The organism is Streptomyces hokutonensis, assembly GCF_042751305.1.
Classification (GTDB): domain Bacteria; phylum Actinomycetota; class Actinomycetes; order Streptomycetales; family Streptomycetaceae; genus Streptomyces; species Streptomyces hokutonensis_A.
The window spans coordinates 195,080-209,843 of sequence record NZ_JBHYWD010000001.1 but is presented as its reverse complement, the minus strand read 5'-3'; the positions used below and the strand labels follow the sequence as shown (position 1 = coordinate 209,843).

17 protein-coding genes and 1 riboswitch are annotated in these 14,764 nt (G+C 70.3%); of the genes, 7 read left to right on the top strand and 10 right to left on the bottom strand.

What is annotated here, in order from left to right; translation table 11 throughout:
• Positions 1-126 precede the first annotated feature (126 nt).
• The 8 genes from ACFXC1_RS00915 to ACFXC1_RS00880 form a co-directional block, all read right to left on the bottom strand.
• Entirely contained in the window at positions 127-1,734 is a 1,608-nt protein-coding gene (locus ACFXC1_RS00915; RefSeq protein ID WP_381236986.1) for an alpha/beta hydrolase, read from the bottom strand.
• 112 nt (positions 1,735-1,846) lie between these two features.
• Entirely contained in the window at positions 1,847-2,635 is a 789-nt protein-coding gene (locus ACFXC1_RS00910; protein WP_381236984.1) for an urease accessory protein UreD, read from the bottom strand.
• On the bottom strand, positions 2,623-3,300 hold the full coding sequence (gene ureG, locus ACFXC1_RS00905; protein WP_381236981.1) for an urease accessory protein UreG: 678 nt from the start codon (positions 3,298-3,300) through the stop codon (positions 2,623-2,625). The genes ACFXC1_RS00910 and ureG overlap by 13 nt, the downstream gene beginning before the upstream one ends.
• Before the next feature lie 212 nt (positions 3,301-3,512).
• Positions 3,513-4,187, bottom strand: coding sequence for an urease accessory protein UreF (locus ACFXC1_RS00900; RefSeq protein WP_381236979.1), 675 nt, complete (start codon positions 4,185-4,187; stop codon positions 3,513-3,515).
• Entirely contained in the window at positions 4,187-5,908 is a 1,722-nt protein-coding gene (locus ACFXC1_RS00895; protein ID WP_381236976.1) for an urease subunit alpha, read from the bottom strand. Before ACFXC1_RS00895 ends, ACFXC1_RS00900 begins: the two co-directional genes overlap by 1 nt.
• Positions 5,901-6,212 carry an urease subunit beta gene (locus ACFXC1_RS00890; RefSeq protein WP_019070943.1) on the bottom strand — a complete coding sequence of 104 codons (312 nt, stop codon included), beginning with the start codon at positions 6,210-6,212 and terminating at the stop codon, positions 5,901-5,903. The genes ACFXC1_RS00895 and ACFXC1_RS00890 overlap by 8 nt, the downstream gene beginning before the upstream one ends.
• 9 nt (positions 6,213-6,221) lie before the next feature.
• On the bottom strand, positions 6,222-6,524 hold the full coding sequence (locus tag ACFXC1_RS00885) for an urease subunit gamma (RefSeq protein ID WP_010988499.1): 303 nt from the start codon (positions 6,522-6,524) through the stop codon (positions 6,222-6,224).
• A gap of 295 nt (positions 6,525-6,819) precedes the next feature.
• Entirely contained in the window at positions 6,820-7,107 is a 288-nt protein-coding gene (locus ACFXC1_RS00880; protein ID WP_019070944.1) for a type II toxin-antitoxin system Phd/YefM family antitoxin, read from the bottom strand.
• Between the two features lie 63 nt (positions 7,108-7,170).
• Here ACFXC1_RS00880 and ACFXC1_RS00875 point away from each other — a divergent pair, with 63 nt between their 5' ends.
• From ACFXC1_RS00875 to ACFXC1_RS00865, 3 genes are all read left to right on the top strand, one after another.
• Complete coding sequence (locus ACFXC1_RS00875; RefSeq protein WP_381236971.1) at positions 7,171-7,806, top strand: ATP-dependent Clp protease proteolytic subunit; 636 nt, start codon at positions 7,171-7,173, stop codon at positions 7,804-7,806.
• Positions 7,807-7,813: 7 nt separating this feature from the next.
• The gene (locus ACFXC1_RS00870; protein ID WP_381236969.1) at positions 7,814-8,122 is read left to right on the top strand and encodes a hypothetical protein; all 309 of its coding nucleotides are present in this window, start codon (positions 7,814-7,816) and stop codon (positions 8,120-8,122) included.
• 338 nt (positions 8,123-8,460) lie between these two features.
• Positions 8,461-8,640, top strand: a riboswitch (cyclic di-AMP (ydaO/yuaA leader).
• Between the two features lie 3 nt (positions 8,641-8,643).
• Entirely contained in the window at positions 8,644-9,117 is a 474-nt protein-coding gene (locus ACFXC1_RS00865) for a C40 family peptidase (protein ID WP_200716611.1), read from the top strand.
• Between the two features lie 85 nt (positions 9,118-9,202).
• Here ACFXC1_RS00865 and ACFXC1_RS00860 read toward each other — a convergent pair whose 3' ends face one another.
• Positions 9,203-9,661, bottom strand: coding sequence for an ATP-binding protein (locus ACFXC1_RS00860; RefSeq protein WP_093623944.1), 459 nt, complete (start codon positions 9,659-9,661; stop codon positions 9,203-9,205).
• 212 nt (positions 9,662-9,873) lie between these two features.
• Between ACFXC1_RS00860 and ACFXC1_RS00855 the strand changes: the two genes are divergently transcribed.
• On the top strand, positions 9,874-10,743 hold the full coding sequence (locus tag ACFXC1_RS00855; RefSeq protein WP_381236966.1) for a helix-turn-helix domain-containing protein: 870 nt from the start codon (positions 9,874-9,876) through the stop codon (positions 10,741-10,743).
• 9 nt (positions 10,744-10,752) lie between these two features.
• A complete protein-coding gene (locus tag ACFXC1_RS00850) occupies positions 10,753-10,977 on the top strand; it encodes a DUF397 domain-containing protein (protein ID WP_381236963.1) in 225 nt (74 codons plus the stop codon).
• Positions 10,978-11,018: 41 nt separating this feature from the next.
• On the opposite strand, the gene ACFXC1_RS00845 is transcribed toward ACFXC1_RS00850, so the two are convergent.
• The gene (locus tag ACFXC1_RS00845; protein ID WP_381236961.1) at positions 11,019-12,146 is read right to left on the bottom strand and encodes an 8-amino-7-oxononanoate synthase; all 1,128 of its coding nucleotides are present in this window, start codon (positions 12,144-12,146) and stop codon (positions 11,019-11,021) included.
• Between the two features lie 147 nt (positions 12,147-12,293).
• On the opposite strand from ACFXC1_RS00845, the gene bioB reads away from it, so the two are divergent.
• The gene (gene bioB, locus ACFXC1_RS00840; RefSeq protein WP_381236958.1) at positions 12,294-13,481 is read left to right on the top strand and encodes a biotin synthase BioB; all 1,188 of its coding nucleotides are present in this window, start codon (positions 12,294-12,296) and stop codon (positions 13,479-13,481) included.
• Positions 13,474-14,763, top strand: a complete 1,290-nt coding sequence (locus tag ACFXC1_RS00835; protein WP_381236955.1) for an adenosylmethionine--8-amino-7-oxononanoate transaminase — start codon at positions 13,474-13,476, stop codon at positions 14,761-14,763. The genes bioB and ACFXC1_RS00835 overlap by 8 nt, the downstream gene beginning before the upstream one ends.
• Position 14,764 lies beyond the last annotated feature (1 nt).

Here is a 14,764-nt window from a genome sequence, read left to right as displayed (position 1 = left end):
GCGCCCCCCCCCACCAACCCCAACAACCCGCCCCTCCCCCTCACTTCCGCCACCCCGCGCGCAACACATAAACAAGCGCGGCCGTTGCACACCCGCCCGCCCCAAGTCATTTACGACTGCTGCCTGTTACGGCACCGGCGTCGCGTGCGGGGTGCACGTCACGTCGGCGGCGTCCAGCTTCCCGGTCAACAGGTAGGTGTCGACACGGGAGTTGATGCACGGGTTGACCAGACCGGTCACACCGTGGGAGCCCGCGTCCTTCTCGGTGATCAGGCGGGAGCCCTTGAAGCGCTGGTGCAGTACGACGGCACCCTCGTACGGCGTCGCGGCGTCACGCTGCGACTGCACGATGAGCACCGGCGGCAGACCCTTGCCGGTCCTGACCTCGACCGGGGACTGCTGCTTGACGGGCCAGGTGGCACACGGCAGGTTCATCCAGGCGTTGGACCAGGTCAGGAACGGGTACTTCTTGTTGAGCTCCGTGTTGTCCTTGTCCCACTTCTTCCAGCTGGTGGGCCACTTGGCGTCGGTGCACTCGACGGCCGTGTAGACGGCGTTGCCATTCTCCGAGGTGATGTTGCCCGCGGTGTCCGACATGTCGGGCGAGGCTGCGTCGATCAGCGGCTGGGGGTCACCGGCGAAGTACTTGCTGAACGCGGTGGCGACCGGCACCCACGAGGAGTCGTAGTACGGGGCGCCCTGGAAGAAGCCGAGCAGCTCGGCCGGACCGACGACCCCGCCGAGCGGGCTCTTCTTCGCGGTTGCGCGCAGCTCCAGCCACTTGGCCTGTACGGCGTCGCGGGTGGTCCCCAGGTGGAAGGCCGCGTCGTTCTTCGCGACCCAGTCCTCCCAGTCCTTCCAGCGGCCCTCGAACGCGACGTCCTGACCGAGGTTGGCCTCGTACCAGATGTTGTCGCGCGCCGGGTTGACGACGCTGTCGACGATCATGCGGCGGACGTGGCTCGGGAACAGGGTGCCGTAGACGGCGCCGAGGTAGGTGCCGTACGAGACGCCCAGGTAGTTGAGCTTCTTCTCGCCGAGGGCGGCGCGGATGACGTCCAGGTCGCGCGCGGTGTTCGGCGTGGTCATCTGCGCGAGCATGGTGCGGCCGGTGCGCTCGGCGCAGCCGTCCGCGTACTCACGGGCCAGCTTGCGCTGCGCGTTCTTGTCGGCCGTGGAGTCAGGTACCGGGTCCGCCTTGGGCGCCTTCACGAACTCCTGCGGGTCGATGCAGGAGATGGGCGCCGAGTGGCCGACACCGCGCGGGTCGAAGCCCACGAAGTCGTACGCCTTGGACGTGTTGACCCACAGCGGGTTCTTGGTGGTGACCCGGCGCGGGAAGCGCATTCCGGAGCCACCCGGGCCGCCGGGGTTGTAGACGAGCGCGCCCTGGCGCTCCTCCTTCGTGCCCGTGCTGGCGATGCGGTCGACGGCCAGCTTGATCGTCTTGCCGTTGGGCTTGGTGTAGTCGATCGGCACGGTGACATAGCCGCACTGGATCGGCTTCTCGAAACCCCAGTCGGCGGGGCAGTCCTGCCAGTCGATCCCGGCCTTGGCGGCGCGGGCGGCGGCGAGCGCGGCACCCTTGGCCGCACTGTCCTGCCCGTGACCTGCCGCCTGGTTGGTCTGCGCGTTGGCCGTGGGTGCCATGACGGCGCCGGCTATCAGAGCCGCCGCGGCGAACCCGGCCGAGCCGAACGCCGTGACGCGGCTCCTCGGTCTGATGAACCTCAAGTGGGCCCCTCCCCGTACTTAGTTGCGAAATGGTCTCGGGGGATCCTCCCGGCTGTGAGGTGTCTGAGGACAGGGGCTGTTGACCTTCTTTACCAATCCGATAAGCGGAAACTCACGTCCCGCTCAGCGGATACTCACCGAGCGACACCAACGCCTCGTCCAGCACCCGCCGCAGCCTCAGCCCGTCGGCCGCGACAGCCGTCACCAGCACCGCGGGCCCGGCCAGCGGCGCGAGCGCCGCACACTCCCCCAGCATCCGCGCCACGGGCGGCTCCTGGATGAACTCCGGCCGTACGACGACGAGTTGCCCCACCGCGCGATGTCCCGCGAGAACGGCGGGCCCGTCCCAGCCGCCCGGCGCTCCGGGCCCGCAGGCCAACTCCTGGTCCAGCACGGTCCGTCCGGCGATCCGCAGCGTGAGCCGACTGGTGAGCCGCCCGGGCTCCTCACCGACCCGCCCGAGCACCTGCTCCTCACGCAGTACGAGCCGGGCGGAGGAGGCAAGGTCAATGCGAGTGGTGACATGCAGATCGCTACCGCACACCGAGATCAACTGCTCGGGCAGCCACTCCAGTTCACCGCCCTCACCGACCCTGAGCCGCACGTCGTACCGCGACTCCCCCTTCGCCTGCCCCGGCAGCGCGATGGTGGCGGCGGCCGACCCGACCCGCAGCCGCGCCCCGCTCTCCACCTCGGCCTCGACGGCGAAGTGATCTCCTCCGAGCGGCCCGCTCATCGCCCCGACGAGCATGACCCGAGCCTCGGAACCGGTGGCGCGGGTCCGGCGCAGCGCGAGCGGCCCATCGCCCTCCAGCACGGACAGCGCGGTGCCGCCGCGCCCGTCGTCCCGGGCCACGATCCGCGCGGTGGCCCGAACGCCGGTCGCGATCACGCGGCCCACGCGGCGAGTTGCTGCCGCACCCAGCGGGCGACATCGCCGACCCCCGCCTCGGTCCGCAACGACTGGAAGACAACGGGCAGTTCGGCCCGCTGCGCCTTCGCGTCGGCGGCCATCTGCCCGAGATCGGACCCCACGTACGGCGCGAGGTCGGTCTTGTTGACGACCAGCAGATCGGCGGTCGTGACCCCGGGCCCGCCCTTGCGCGGGATGTCGTCCCCGCCGGCGACGTCGATCACGAAGATCTGCGCGTCCACGAGCCCCTTGGAGAAGGTCGCGGTGAGATTGTCCCCACCGGACTCCACAAGAATCAGATCCAGCGGCCCGACCTCGTCCTCCAGATCCTCCACGGCTTCGAGGTTGGCGGAGATGTCGTCCCGGATCGCGGTGTGCGGACAGGCCCCCGTCTCCACGGCACTGATCCGCTCGGGCGGCAACACGGCCTCCCGCAGCAGGAATTCGGCGTCCTCGCGGGTGTAGATGTCGTTGGTGACGACAGCGAGCGAGAGCTCGTCCCGCAGGGCCCGGCAGAGCGCAGCGACGGTGGCGGTCTTACCGGAGCCGACGGGACCGCCGAGACCGATACGGAGGGCGCGGTGGGTGCCGTCGGGGCGGTGAGCGTCGGCACTGACGGCGGCGGGGCCGTCGTGGGTGTGGTCGAGGTGCATTGGTGCGGCTCCTTACGTGTTTCTACTGTGCTTGCGGTTTCGGCGCCCGCTTCGACCGGGCAGGCATCTCTCAGTTCCGGCGCCTCTTTATCCGGGCCGGCACCTCTCAGCCCGTCCGGCGTTTGAGGACGAGGCCGTCCAGGCCGACGGGGGGTCCAGGGGGCGGAGCCCCCTGGTGACGGGACGGGTAGGGGCGGCGGGGGCGAGCCCCCCTACGACGCGAACAACCGCACAGCCCAAGCCGCATGCGCCTCCGCCCCGATCTCCAGCAACGGCGCGGACGCACAAGGCAGTTCATCGACACCGTGGTCCACCACGCGCCCGGCCGCCTCCACCGCCCGATCGGCGACAAGGTCCAACTCCGGCGCCAACCGCGCCAGTACGGCCGTAGCGTCGAACGGGTCGAGACTCAGCAACCGCACCGTCGCGGACGCGGGCCCACTCACACTCTCGTAGGCCGCGCAGTACGCCGCGTCCTCGGCCCCGAGACCGGCCGCCCGAGCGACCAGCCCCAGTACGACGGGCTGATGCGCACCCTTCGGGAACTCCCGTGCCAGCGCGTCGAGTTCGGCGGACGGCCAGGTCGCGCGCGCGGCCCGCATCAACTGCCGCCCGAGCTTCCGCGCGGCGGTCCGCAACGCGGGCGACGGCGTCCGCGCGTCGGCCGCCGCGTCCAACTCCGCCGGATCGGCACCGAGGACGGCCGCCGCGGCCAGCGAGGCGGACACCAGACCGGCCGTATGCAGCCGCCCCCGGCAGAAGTCGCCGAGGCTCGCCGCCCCGGTGACCCGCCCGGCCTTGACCGCGGCCTCCGCCCCGCCGGAGTGCGCGTGCCCTCCGGCGGGAAAGCGCCCGTCGGCGAGGACCAGCAGTGCTCCCCTGGACATCAGAAGAGGAAGTACCGCTGGGCCATGGGCAGTTCGGCGGCCGGAGTCGCCTCGACGAGCTCCCCGTCGATGTGCACGGCGAAGCTGTCGGGGTCGACCTGGACGCGCGGCCGTGCGTCGTTCTCCCGCATGTCGGCCTTGGTGACCCCACGGGTGGACTCGATGGCGACGAACTTCTTGCCGAGGTCGAGCCGTTCGGGCAGCCCGTCGTCGATCGCCAACTGCGCCACGAAGTTGAAGGAGTTGGCGGCGGGGGCACGTCCGATCGCCCCGAACATCGGGCGCGGCAGGATCGGCTGCGGCGTCGGGATGGACGCGTTGGCGTCGCCCATCTGCGCGTAGGCGATCTGCCCGCCCTTGATGACTAGGTGCGGCTTGACGCCGAAGAACGCCGGCTCCCACAGCACGAGGTCGGCGAGCTTGCCGCTCTCGACGGAACCGATCTCGCGGGCGAGGCCCTGCGCGAGGGCGGGGTTGATCGTGTACTTGGCGACATAGCGCCGTACACGATGGTTGTCGGCACGGCCGTCCCCCGGCAGCGAACCCCGCCGCCGCTTCATCACGTGCGCCGTCTGCCAGGTCCGCAGGATCACCTCGCCGACCCGCCCCATCGCCTGCGCGTCCGAGGAGATGATCGAGATGGCGCCGAGGTCGTGGAGGATGTCCTCCGCGCCGATGGTCGAGGGGCGGATGCGGGACTCGGCGAAGGCGAGGTCCTCGGGGACCGCCGGGTTGAGGTGGTGGCAGACCATCAGCATGTCGAGGTGTTCCTCGGCGGTGTTGACGGTGTAGGGCCGGGTCGGGTTGGTGGAGCTGGGCAGCACGTGCGGCTCGGAGACCACGGTCATGATGTCCGGCGCGTGCCCGCCGCCCGCACCCTCGGTGTGGTAGGCGTGGATGCCGCGTCCGCCGATCGCGGCGAGGGTGTCGCCGACGAAGCCGGCCTCGTTCAACGTGTCGGTGTGGATGGCGACTTGGATGCCCGTGCGGTCGGCGACGGTGAGCGAGGCGTCGATGACGGCCGGGGTCGAGCCCCAGTCCTCGTGCAGCTTCAGTCCCAGCGCTCCCCCGCGGATCTGGGACATCATCGCGTCGTGCGAGACGGTGTTGCCCTTGCCGAGGAAGCCGATGTTGAGCGGGTACTGCTCCATCGCCGCCATCATCCGGGCCAGATGCCAGGGGCCGGGGGTGACCGTGGTCGCCTTGGAGCCCTCGGCCGGTCCGGTGCCGCCGCCGACCAGCGTGGTGACCCCGGCGGAGAGCGCCTCGTCGGCGATCTGCGGGCAGATGAAGTGGACGTGCGCGTCGACGGCACCGGCCGTGAGGATGCGGCCGTTGCCCGCGATGACCTCGGTCTCGGGGCCGATCACCAGGTCGGGGTGGACGCCGTCCATGGTGTCGGGGTTGCCGGCCTTGCCGATGCCGGTGACGCGGCCGTCGCGGATGCCGACGTCGGCCTTGACGATGCCCCAGTGGTCGACGATGACGGCGCCGGTGATGACGGTGTCGGGGGTGCCTTCTGCGCGCGTAGCACGGGCCTGGCCCATCGACTCGCGGATGACCTTGCCGCCGCCGAACACGGCCTCGTCACCGGCGAGTCCGGGACCGCCGCTGCGGTCCTCCTCGATCTCGATCAGGAGGTCGGTGTCGGCGAGCCGGATGCGGTCGCCGGTGGTCGGCCCGAACAGGTCCGCGTACGCGGCACGGGAGATCTCAGGCATCGAGGGCACCTCCGGTCTCCCCGCGCAGTCCGGGCACGACACGGGCGCCGACCAGCGGGACGAGTTCGACGTCGACGGGGATCCCCGGTTCGAAGCGCACGGCGGTGCCGGCGGCGACGTTGAGCCGCTTGCCGCGCGCGGCGGCGCGGTCGAATTCGAGTCCGGGGTTGGCCTCGGCGAAGTGGTAGTGGGAGCCGACCTGGACGGGCCGGTCGGCGGCGTTGAGGACGGTCATCGATGTGACCTCGCGCCCCGCGTTGTAGACGATCGGGTCGTCCGCGAACAGGATCTCGCCGGGAATCATCGAGGCCTCCTACACGATCGGGTCGTGGACGGTGACGAGCTTGGTGCCGTCCGGGAAGGTCGCCTCGACCTGCACGTCGTGGATCATCTCGGGGATGCCCTCCATGACGTCGTCCCTGGTGAGCAGCTTGCGCCCGGAGGACATCAGCTCGGCGACGGTCCGGCCGTCACGGGCGCCCTCGAGGATGTGCGACGTGATGAGGGCGACCGCCTCGGGGTGGTTGAGCTTCAGACCACGGGCCCGGCGCTTCTCGGCCACGTCGGCCGCCACATGGATCAGCAGCCTCTCTTGCTCGTGCGGGGTCAGTTGCACGCTCCCACCTCACAGTCCTCGCTCCGGACCGTGCGGGGTCCGGCTGCCGCTTGAACGCTCCGCTCGGAGTGCGGGACGTCGTCCGAAGGCCCGTCGTGGCCGGCCGCGCAGTTCCTCGCGCCCCTTCGGGGCGCTGCCGAACCGCAGCGGACTTCGCCGGACCCGCTCACCCCCGGGGAAAAATCCCTGGTGGCGTGGATCGGCAGGCTAGTTGGACCGAGTTTCAAGCAAGTTAACCGAGCCGTGATCAGGACAATCACATCTACGCCCGTAGAGCCGCCCCTCGACCGGTCGCCTAGGAGGGGTTCGGCCCCCGGTGCTCCGCCGCGATGCCGAAGCGCTGGTGTTCGCGGGGAGCGGACGCGACCTCGCGGACGTGCGAGACCGCACTGATCACCTGCTCATCGGCGTTCGCGTCCAGCTTGTCGAGTTCGTCGAGTCGCTCCAGGTCGGCGGCCGAGACCAGCGCGACAAGGGGCTTCCCGTGCCGTGTCACGACGACGCGCTCACCGCCGTACACCACCCGGTTGATCAGGTCGGCGAGCTCAGCCCTGGCTTGCGTCACCGGAATCTCGTAGGCCATACCCCCATCATAACGTCATGTACGTCCTGTACATTTCTTACAGATGCCGAAGGAGGGGTACCCATGACCCGACCGTTCGCCCGCCACGTCCTGCCCGAATTCACGGAGCGCACCAGCTCCGGGCACCGGACGACGGATCCGTACTCGAAGCTGCTGGAGGAGCGGATCGTCTTCCTCGGGACGCCGATCGACGACATCTCGGCGAACGACGTGATGGCCCAGTTCATGCACCTGGAGTACCTGGCGCCGGACCGGGACATCGCGCTGTACATCAACTCGCCCGGCGGCTCGTTCACCGCGATGTCGGCGATCTACGACACGCTGCGGTACGTCACGTGCGACGTGGAGACGGTCTGCCTCGGCCAGGCCGGCACCACCGCGGCGGTCCTGCTGGCGGCGGGGACCCCGGGCAAGCGGTCGGCGCTGCCGGGCGCGCGGATGGTGCTCCACCAGCCCTCGCTGCCCGAGCCGATCCAGGGGCAGGCGAGTGATCTCGCCATCCAGGCCGGGGAGTTGGCGCGCACCCGGTCCCAACTGGAGGCCGTACTCGCCCTGCACACGGGCCGGACGGTGGAGCAGGTGAGCGCGGACATCGAGCGGGACCTCGTCCTGGACGCCCAACAGGCCCTGGAATACGGGCTGGTGGACAGGATCGTGTCGACCCGCAAGACCTCGCTCACCGAGACCGGCGGGGAGTGAGCCGACGATGCTGCCGCCGGAGCTTCCGCCGCTGCCCGCGCTGACGCGTGCCGAGGGCGAGTTGATCGACCGTTATCTGGATGTGGCCGACCTGCTGGGCCGTATCAACCCGGCGCACCACGGGGACACGTACCGTGGACTGAGGGCCGCCCAGGCGCTGGTGGCCAAGGCCATCGAACTGCGGGACGCGCTGGACCTGATGCACCGGCGGGGCGAGACCGAGCTGCACGCCCCCACGCTCGCGCGGGCGCTGCGCGTGCTGGACGGGGAGCGCCGCACGGCTCGCGTCACGATCCCCGCGCCCTCCGACGGTTGACGGACCCGGGGCCGTGACGGCCGGTGTCGAAACGGGCCGAACGGTGTACCCCCGATCGGTGTAGTCGCCGCTCCGCCCATGCGGCCGTACGGGTTGCGCAACACGCGTAGCCCGTGGGGCGGATGAGGTGTTCCGGTGCTGGTCCGAGGGTCATGCACCCTCGACACGCCTTCGAACACCGCTGCGTTCAGCCGAACGGGTGAGTGGTGAGTAACCCCACAAATCCCCGATTCCGTTGGGCTTTTCGGACATTCATAGGTGAAGATCCCTGTCTGACGACAAGACCCCGCCGCAGCGGCGGGGCGATCCGGGCGGACGCCGAGTCCTGCCGCCACCCGGATGACAGGTCGACAGGATTGCATCGGCAGGAGTGGAGGACCCAGGTACGACGGGTCGCCGGGACGGTCACGCCATGACCGGGTCGAGCAGCCCTTGGGGTGAAGCCGCGTCAGCGGCCGGGCAACTTTGTCAGCCCGAATCCGACAGGTCATCCTTCACAGGCGGCTGACGAAGGGTTGCGCATGACTGCGCTCAATCGTGTCCCGTCGCTGATGGTCCGGGCCGGTACGGCTTCGGCCTTCGCCATCGCCGCCGTTGGCGGTTCCGTCGTGATCCCCGGTGTCGCATCCGACGCCGCGGCCGCGACACCCGCGACGAAGGCACTCCAGGTCGCGGCGTCCAAGAAGGGCGCCCCGTACAGGTACGGGGCCACCGGACCGGGCCGCTTCGACTGCTCCGGGCTCACGCTGTACTCGTACAAGAAGGCGGGCAAGAAGCTGCCCCGTACGGCGGCCCAGCAGTACAACAAGACCCACCACATCTCGGCCGGGAGCCGCAAGGCCGGGGACCTCGTCTTCTTCCACTCGGGCTCCAGCGTCTACCACGTCGGCATCTACGCCGGCGGCGGAAAGATCTGGCACGCCCCGAAGACCGGGGACGTGGTGCGGTTGCAGAAGATCTGGACCAAGAGCGTCTGGTACGGCCGGGTCAGCTGATCCGTGCTGAAAACTCCCGAGGGGGTGGCGGTCTCCTGACGGACCGCCACCCCCTCGGGTGTCCAGAGGCGTTCAACACGCCGCTCTACGGCTCCTGTTGGCCCGCCGCGGTCACCGGCCGGGCCGGGACGGTCCAGGGCACCTCGATGGAGACCGTCTTGCCGCCCTCCAGGGTCGGCCGGACCCTGAGTTTTCCCCCGCACTCCGCGGTCAGCCAGCGGATGATGACCATGCCCCGGCCGTTGTCCTGCTGGACGGCGGCCGGCAGGCGTTTCGGGAAGCGGGGATGGCTGTCGGTGACTCCGATGCGCAGCTGTTCGTCACGCTCCAGCTCGATGTCCACCGTGAAGGTGGGTGACTGTCCGAAGGTGTGCTGTACGGCGTTGGTGGCGAGTTCGGAGACGATGAGGCGGATGGTGTCGGCGACCTCCGTGTCCGCCGGCAGTCCCCATTCCACGAGGGTCCCGACCACGTAGGAGCGGGCGGTGGCGACCGAGGCGGGATCGCTCGGCAGAGTGACGGATGCTTCCAGATGGTCTGCCATGGCGCGGTCGTCCCTTTCCCGCGGGACCGGTGTCCGACACGGAGCGGATGGTTCGAGTACGGTCCCGGACTGGTGCTTCTTCGCCAGACTGCCATTACCGCGTCGCCAACGGTGCCGATCCACCAAGATATGCATATATCTGTCGCTCAAAGCGGTGAACTCTGCGAACCCAGACTCTATTTGGGCGGCTCGGAAGGAGTAAGGAGAAACCCATGCAGTACGGTCCCGCGGTGCGCCGCCGGAAACTGGGCGCCGAACTCCGCGCGTTGCGTGCGGACGCGGGGCTCACCAGCGGTGAGGCGGCCCGGCTGGTCGGCTGGCACCAGTCGAAGGTGAGCCGTATCGAGACCGGCGCGAGTGGCGTGAAACCGCCCGACGTCCGGTTACTCCTGGACGCCTACCAGGTCGGGGACGCTCAACTCCGGGACATGCTGCTCGTGTTGGCGGGCTCGGACGACGGGGGCGGCCGGCACCACTGGTGGCACGCTTACCGCGGTGTACTGCCGCCCGCCTACCGGGACTTCATCAGCCTGGAGTCACAGGCCAGCACGATCCGCACCCTGGAGACCTCGGTGGTCCCCGGGCTGCTGCAGACACCCGAGTACGCCCGGGCGGTGACCCGGGCCGCCGTGGGAGGCCTCGACAACGACGGGCCGGAGCGGCTCGACGCGCTGGTGCAGGTGCGGCTGGCCCGGCAGGACATCCTGCGGGCGGATCCCCCACTCGAACTGAGCGTGGTCCTCGACGAGGCGGTGGTGCGCCGGGAGGTCGGCGGGCCGGGTGTGATGGCACGGCAGCTGGAGCGGCTGATCGAAGCGGCCCAGCTGCCTCAAGTCCGGCTTCAGGTCTTGCCGTTCGCCGCAGGAGCACACATCGGCATCACCGGTCCTTTCGTTATCTTCTCCTTTCCGAGCACTTCTGATCTGGACGTGGTTGTTCTCGACCACTTGACGAGTAGCCTCTACCTCGAACGGAAAGAAGACCTAGAGGCCTACAGCGAGGCCTTCAACACCCTTCAGTTCCACGCCCTTTCACCCGAGGACTCGTTGGACTACATCGCCGGGATAGGTGACGGCGCGTAAGGAGGCACCATGTCTGCACTGCCTCGGAACGTACCTTCCAGTACCGATCTGTCCGGAGTGCGGTGGCTGCGCAGCAGTTACAGCACGGGAGCGAACAACTGCGTCGAGGCGGCCCGTCCGCACTCCGGCCCCCGCGCGGGGCTGCTCGCCGTACGCGACTCCAAGGACCCGCAGGGACCCGCGCTGCTCTTCTCCCCCGAGAGCTGGACGGGCTTCCTCACCGCGTTCCACTGATCGGTTCCGTCATCCGCGACACACGACCGTGTCACGCCGACTCATGGTCGCGTCTCGCCGATCACACGTACAGCGCGTTCGATCTCGGCCCCGGAGAGGTCCGCTCGGGCGGTCAGCCTGAGCCGTGAGATGCCGTCGGGCACGGAAGGAGGACGGAAGCAGCCCACGGCCAGCCCTGCCGTACGGCAGTCGGCCGCCCACTGCACGGCCGCCTCCGGGGACGGTGCCCGCACCGACACCACCGCGGCGTCCGGACGTACCGCTTCCAGACCCGCGGCGGTGAACCGTGCGTGCAGCTCACTCGCCACGGCGCGCGCCCGGGCGGCCCGCTCGGGCTCGCGCCGCAGCAGGGTGAGCGCCGCCAGCGCGGCTCCGACCGCGGCCGGGGCGAGCCCCGTGTCGAAGATGAAGGTCCGCGCCGCGTTGACCAGATGGTCGATCACCCGGGCCGGCCCGAGCACGGCCCCGCCCTGGCTCCCCAGCGACTTGGACAGCGTGACCGTCACGACCACGTCCTCGGCCCCCGCGAGCCCCGCCGCGTACGGCGCCCCGCGCCCGCCCTCGCCCAGCACCCCGAGCCCGTGCGCGTCGTCGAGCAGCAGCCCCGCCCCGAACTCCCGGCTCGCCTCGGCGAGCGCCCCCACCGGAGCGGCGTCCCCGTCCACGGAGAACACCGAGTCGGACACGACGACGGCCGGCCCGTCGTGCGTCCGCAGCGACTTCCGCACCCCTTCCGGATCGGCGTGTCCTACGACTTGGGTGGCGCCCCGGGCCAGCCGGCAGCCGTCGATCAGCGAGGCGTGGTTGCCCGCGTCGGAGACGATCAGCGAGCCGTGCGGTGCGAGCGTGGTGACCGCGGCGAGGTTGGCCGCGTAGCCGGAGGAGAAGACGAGGGCGGCCTCGAACCCGGTGAACTCGGCCAGCTCGCGCTCCAGTTGGGTGTGCAGCTCGGTCGTACCGGTGACGAGCCGCGACCCGGTGGACCCGCCGCCCCAGGTCCGCGCCGCCGCCGCGGCCCCCTCGACGACCTCGGGATGGTGGGCGAGCCCCAGGTAGTCGTTGCTCGCGAGATCGAGGAGCGGCGAGTCGGCGGGGCGCGGGCGCAGGGTCCGCACGAGCCCGGCGCGGCGGCGCAGCTCCGCCTGGTCGTCGATCCAGCCGAACGCCATGGTTCCTCCGGGGCTTTTGTAGGCAGTGCACAGACAGTAATCGGCCGACCGGCCACCCATGGTGTGGTGATACCCACACCGCCGACCGCATGTCTTGTCCAATCTCTCCTTGGCCGCGGGTGGTCCCGTAGGACAGGATCGGGACTCATGGACCTGCTGAACACGCTCGTGGACAAGGGGCTTCGGCGCGAGCTGCCGACCCGCGCCGAAGCACTCGCCGTCCTCGCCACCTCCGACGACGACCTGCTGGACGTCGTGGCCGCGGCCGGAAAGGTGCGCCGACACTGGTTCGGCCGACGGGTGAAGCTCAACTACCTCGTCAACCTGAAGTCCGGACTGTGCCCCGAGGACTGCTCGTACTGCTCGCAGCGGCTCGGCTCCAAGGCCGACATCCTGAAGTACACGTGGCTGAAACCCGACGACGCCTCGAAGGCCGCGGCGGCCGGTGTGGCGGGTGGCGCCAAGCGGGTCTGCCTGGTCGCCTCCGGACGGGGCCCGACCGACCGGGACGTGGACCGGGTCGCGGGCACCATCAAGGCGATCAAGGACCAGAACGAGGGCGTCGAGGTCTGCGCCTGCCTCGGCCTGCTCTCCGACGGCCAGGCCGACCGGCTGCGCGAGGCGGGCGCGGACGCCTACAACCACAACCTGAACACGTCCGAGTCGACGTACGGTGACATCACGACCACCCACACCTACGCCGACCGCGTCGACACCGTGCAGAAGGCGCACGCGGCGGGCCTGTCCGCCTGCTCCGGCCTGATCGCCGGCATGGGCGAGACGGACGAGGACCTGGTCGACGTCGTCTTCTCGCTCCGGGACCTCGACCCGGACTCGGTGCCGGTGAACTTCCTGATCCCGATGGAGGGCACCCCGCTCGCCCAGGAGTGGCACCTCACCCCGCAGCGGTGTCTGCGCATCCTCGCGATGGTGCGGTTCGTCTGCCCGGACGCCGAGGTGCGCATCGCGGGCGGCCGTGAGGTCCACCTGCGCACGATGCAGCCCCTCGCCCTGAACCTCGCCAACTCGATCTTCCTCGGCGACTACCTGACGTCCGAGGGCCAGGCCGGCCACGCCGACCTGGAGATGATCGCGGACGCGGGCTTCGAGGTGGAGGGCGCGGGCGAGGTGACGCTGCCGAAGCACCGGGCCGCGGCAGGCGGCGGCTGCGGGTCCCATGAGGAAGCCTGCGGGGGCTGCGACGCGCACGAGAGCGCCGGCGTCTGTGGCTCGGCTCCCGCCGCCACGCCCGCGCCGCAGGTCGACGAGGTCCGCCGGGACCTGGTCTCCGTACGCCGTCGAGGTGCCGGAACGGATCTCGCGCCCAATGCCTGACCCGACCGCCCTGCCCGTCCCGGAGCTGCTGGAACTGGACCGGCGGCACGTCTGGCATCCCTACGGCCCGATGCCCGGGCGTGTCGAACCGCTCGTCGTGGAGTCGGCGAGCGGGGTCCGGCTCCGACTGGCCGGCGGCGGGGGCGAGTTGGTCGACGGCATGTCGTCCTGGTGGTCGGCGATCCACGGCTACAACCACCCCGTGCTCAACGAGGCCGCGCGCGAGCAGCTCGGGCGGATGAGCCACGTGATGTTCGGCGGGCTCACGCACGAGCCCGCCGTACGGCTGGCGAAGCTCCTTGTCGACATGTCTCCCGAGGGCCTGGAACACGTCTTCCTCGCCGACTCGGGCTCCGTGTCGGTCGAGGTCGCGGTGAAGATGTGCCTCCAGTACTGGCGCTCGCTCGGCCGCCCCGAGAAACAGCGCCTGCTGACCTGGCGCGGCGGCTACCACGGCGACACCTGGCAGCCGATGTCGGTGTGCGACCCCGAGGGCGGGATGCACGAGTTGTGGGCAGGGGTGCTGCCCCGGCAGGTCTTCGCGGACGCGCCTCCAACCGAGTACGACGAGTCGTACGCAGCCCGTCTCCACGAACTGATCGAACGGCACGCGCACGAACTGGCCGCGGTGATCGTGGAGCCGGTGGTGCAGGGCGCGGGCGGGATGCGGTTCCACTCCCCCACATACCTACGGGTGCTGCGCGAGGCGTGCGACGCGCACGACGTGCTGCTGGTGTTCGACGAGATCGCGACGGGTTTCGGCCGTACGGGCGCGCTGTTCGCGGCGGAGCACGCGGCGGTGACCCCGGACGTGATGTGCGTGGGCAAGGCGCTGACCGGCGGCTACATGACGATGGCGGCGAGCCTGTGCACGCCTCGGGTAGCCGAGGGCATCTCGCAGGGCGAGGTGCCGGTCCTGGCCCACGGCCCGACCTTCATGGGCAACCCGCTGGCGGCGGCCGTGGCCTGCGCGTCGATCGAACTCCTGCTGAACCAGGACTGGTTGGCGGAGGTCAAGCGCATCGAGGCGGCCCTGCGGGAGGGCCTGGCCCCCGCTTCGGAGATCCCCGGCGTCCGGGATGTCCGCGTCCTCGGCGCCATCGGCGTGGTCCAGCTCGACCACGACGTGGACATGAAGGCCGCGACGGAAGCGGCCGTACGCGAGGGCGTGTGGCTACGGCCGTTCCGCGACCTCGTCTACACGATGCCGCCGTACGTCACGGGCGACGCCGACCTGGCTCGGATCGCCCGCGCGGTGTGCGCGGCGGCACGGGAGGGATGAC

What these genes read in the sequence shown, in the direction of transcription:
- ACFXC1_RS00850 (WP_381236963.1), top strand. Translation starts at nt 10,753, where the DNA reads ATGTCTGCACTGCCTCGGAACGTACCTTCCAGTACCGATCTGTCCGGA.
- ACFXC1_RS00880 (WP_019070944.1), bottom strand. Translation starts at nt 7,107, where the DNA reads ATGGCCTACGAGATTCCGGTGACGCAAGCCAGGGCTGAGCTCGCCGAC.
- ACFXC1_RS00875 (WP_381236971.1), top strand. Translation starts at nt 7,171, where the DNA reads ATGACCCGACCGTTCGCCCGCCACGTCCTGCCCGAATTCACGGAGCGC.
- ACFXC1_RS00845 (WP_381236961.1), bottom strand. Translation starts at nt 12,146, where the DNA reads ATGGCGTTCGGCTGGATCGACGACCAGGCGGAGCTGCGCCGCCGCGCC.
- ACFXC1_RS00895 (WP_381236976.1), bottom strand. Translation starts at nt 5,908, where the DNA reads ATGCCTGAGATCTCCCGTGCCGCGTACGCGGACCTGTTCGGGCCGACC.
- ACFXC1_RS00865 (WP_200716611.1), top strand. Translation starts at nt 8,644, where the DNA reads ATGACTGCGCTCAATCGTGTCCCGTCGCTGATGGTCCGGGCCGGTACG.
- ACFXC1_RS00855 (WP_381236966.1), top strand. Translation starts at nt 9,874, where the DNA reads ATGCAGTACGGTCCCGCGGTGCGCCGCCGGAAACTGGGCGCCGAACTC.
- ACFXC1_RS00860 (WP_093623944.1), bottom strand. Translation starts at nt 9,661, where the DNA reads ATGGCAGACCATCTGGAAGCATCCGTCACTCTGCCGAGCGATCCCGCC.
- ureG (WP_381236981.1), bottom strand. Translation starts at nt 3,300, where the DNA reads ATGCACCTCGACCACACCCACGACGGCCCCGCCGCCGTCAGTGCCGAC.
- bioB (WP_381236958.1), top strand. Translation starts at nt 12,294, where the DNA reads ATGGACCTGCTGAACACGCTCGTGGACAAGGGGCTTCGGCGCGAGCTG.
- ACFXC1_RS00890 (WP_019070943.1), bottom strand. Translation starts at nt 6,212, where the DNA reads ATGATTCCCGGCGAGATCCTGTTCGCGGACGACCCGATCGTCTACAAC.
- ACFXC1_RS00835 (WP_381236955.1), top strand. Translation starts at nt 13,474, where the DNA reads ATGCCTGACCCGACCGCCCTGCCCGTCCCGGAGCTGCTGGAACTGGAC.
- ACFXC1_RS00900 (WP_381236979.1), bottom strand. Translation starts at nt 4,187, where the DNA reads ATGTCCAGGGGAGCACTGCTGGTCCTCGCCGACGGGCGCTTTCCCGCC.
- ACFXC1_RS00870 (WP_381236969.1), top strand. Translation starts at nt 7,814, where the DNA reads ATGCTGCCGCCGGAGCTTCCGCCGCTGCCCGCGCTGACGCGTGCCGAG.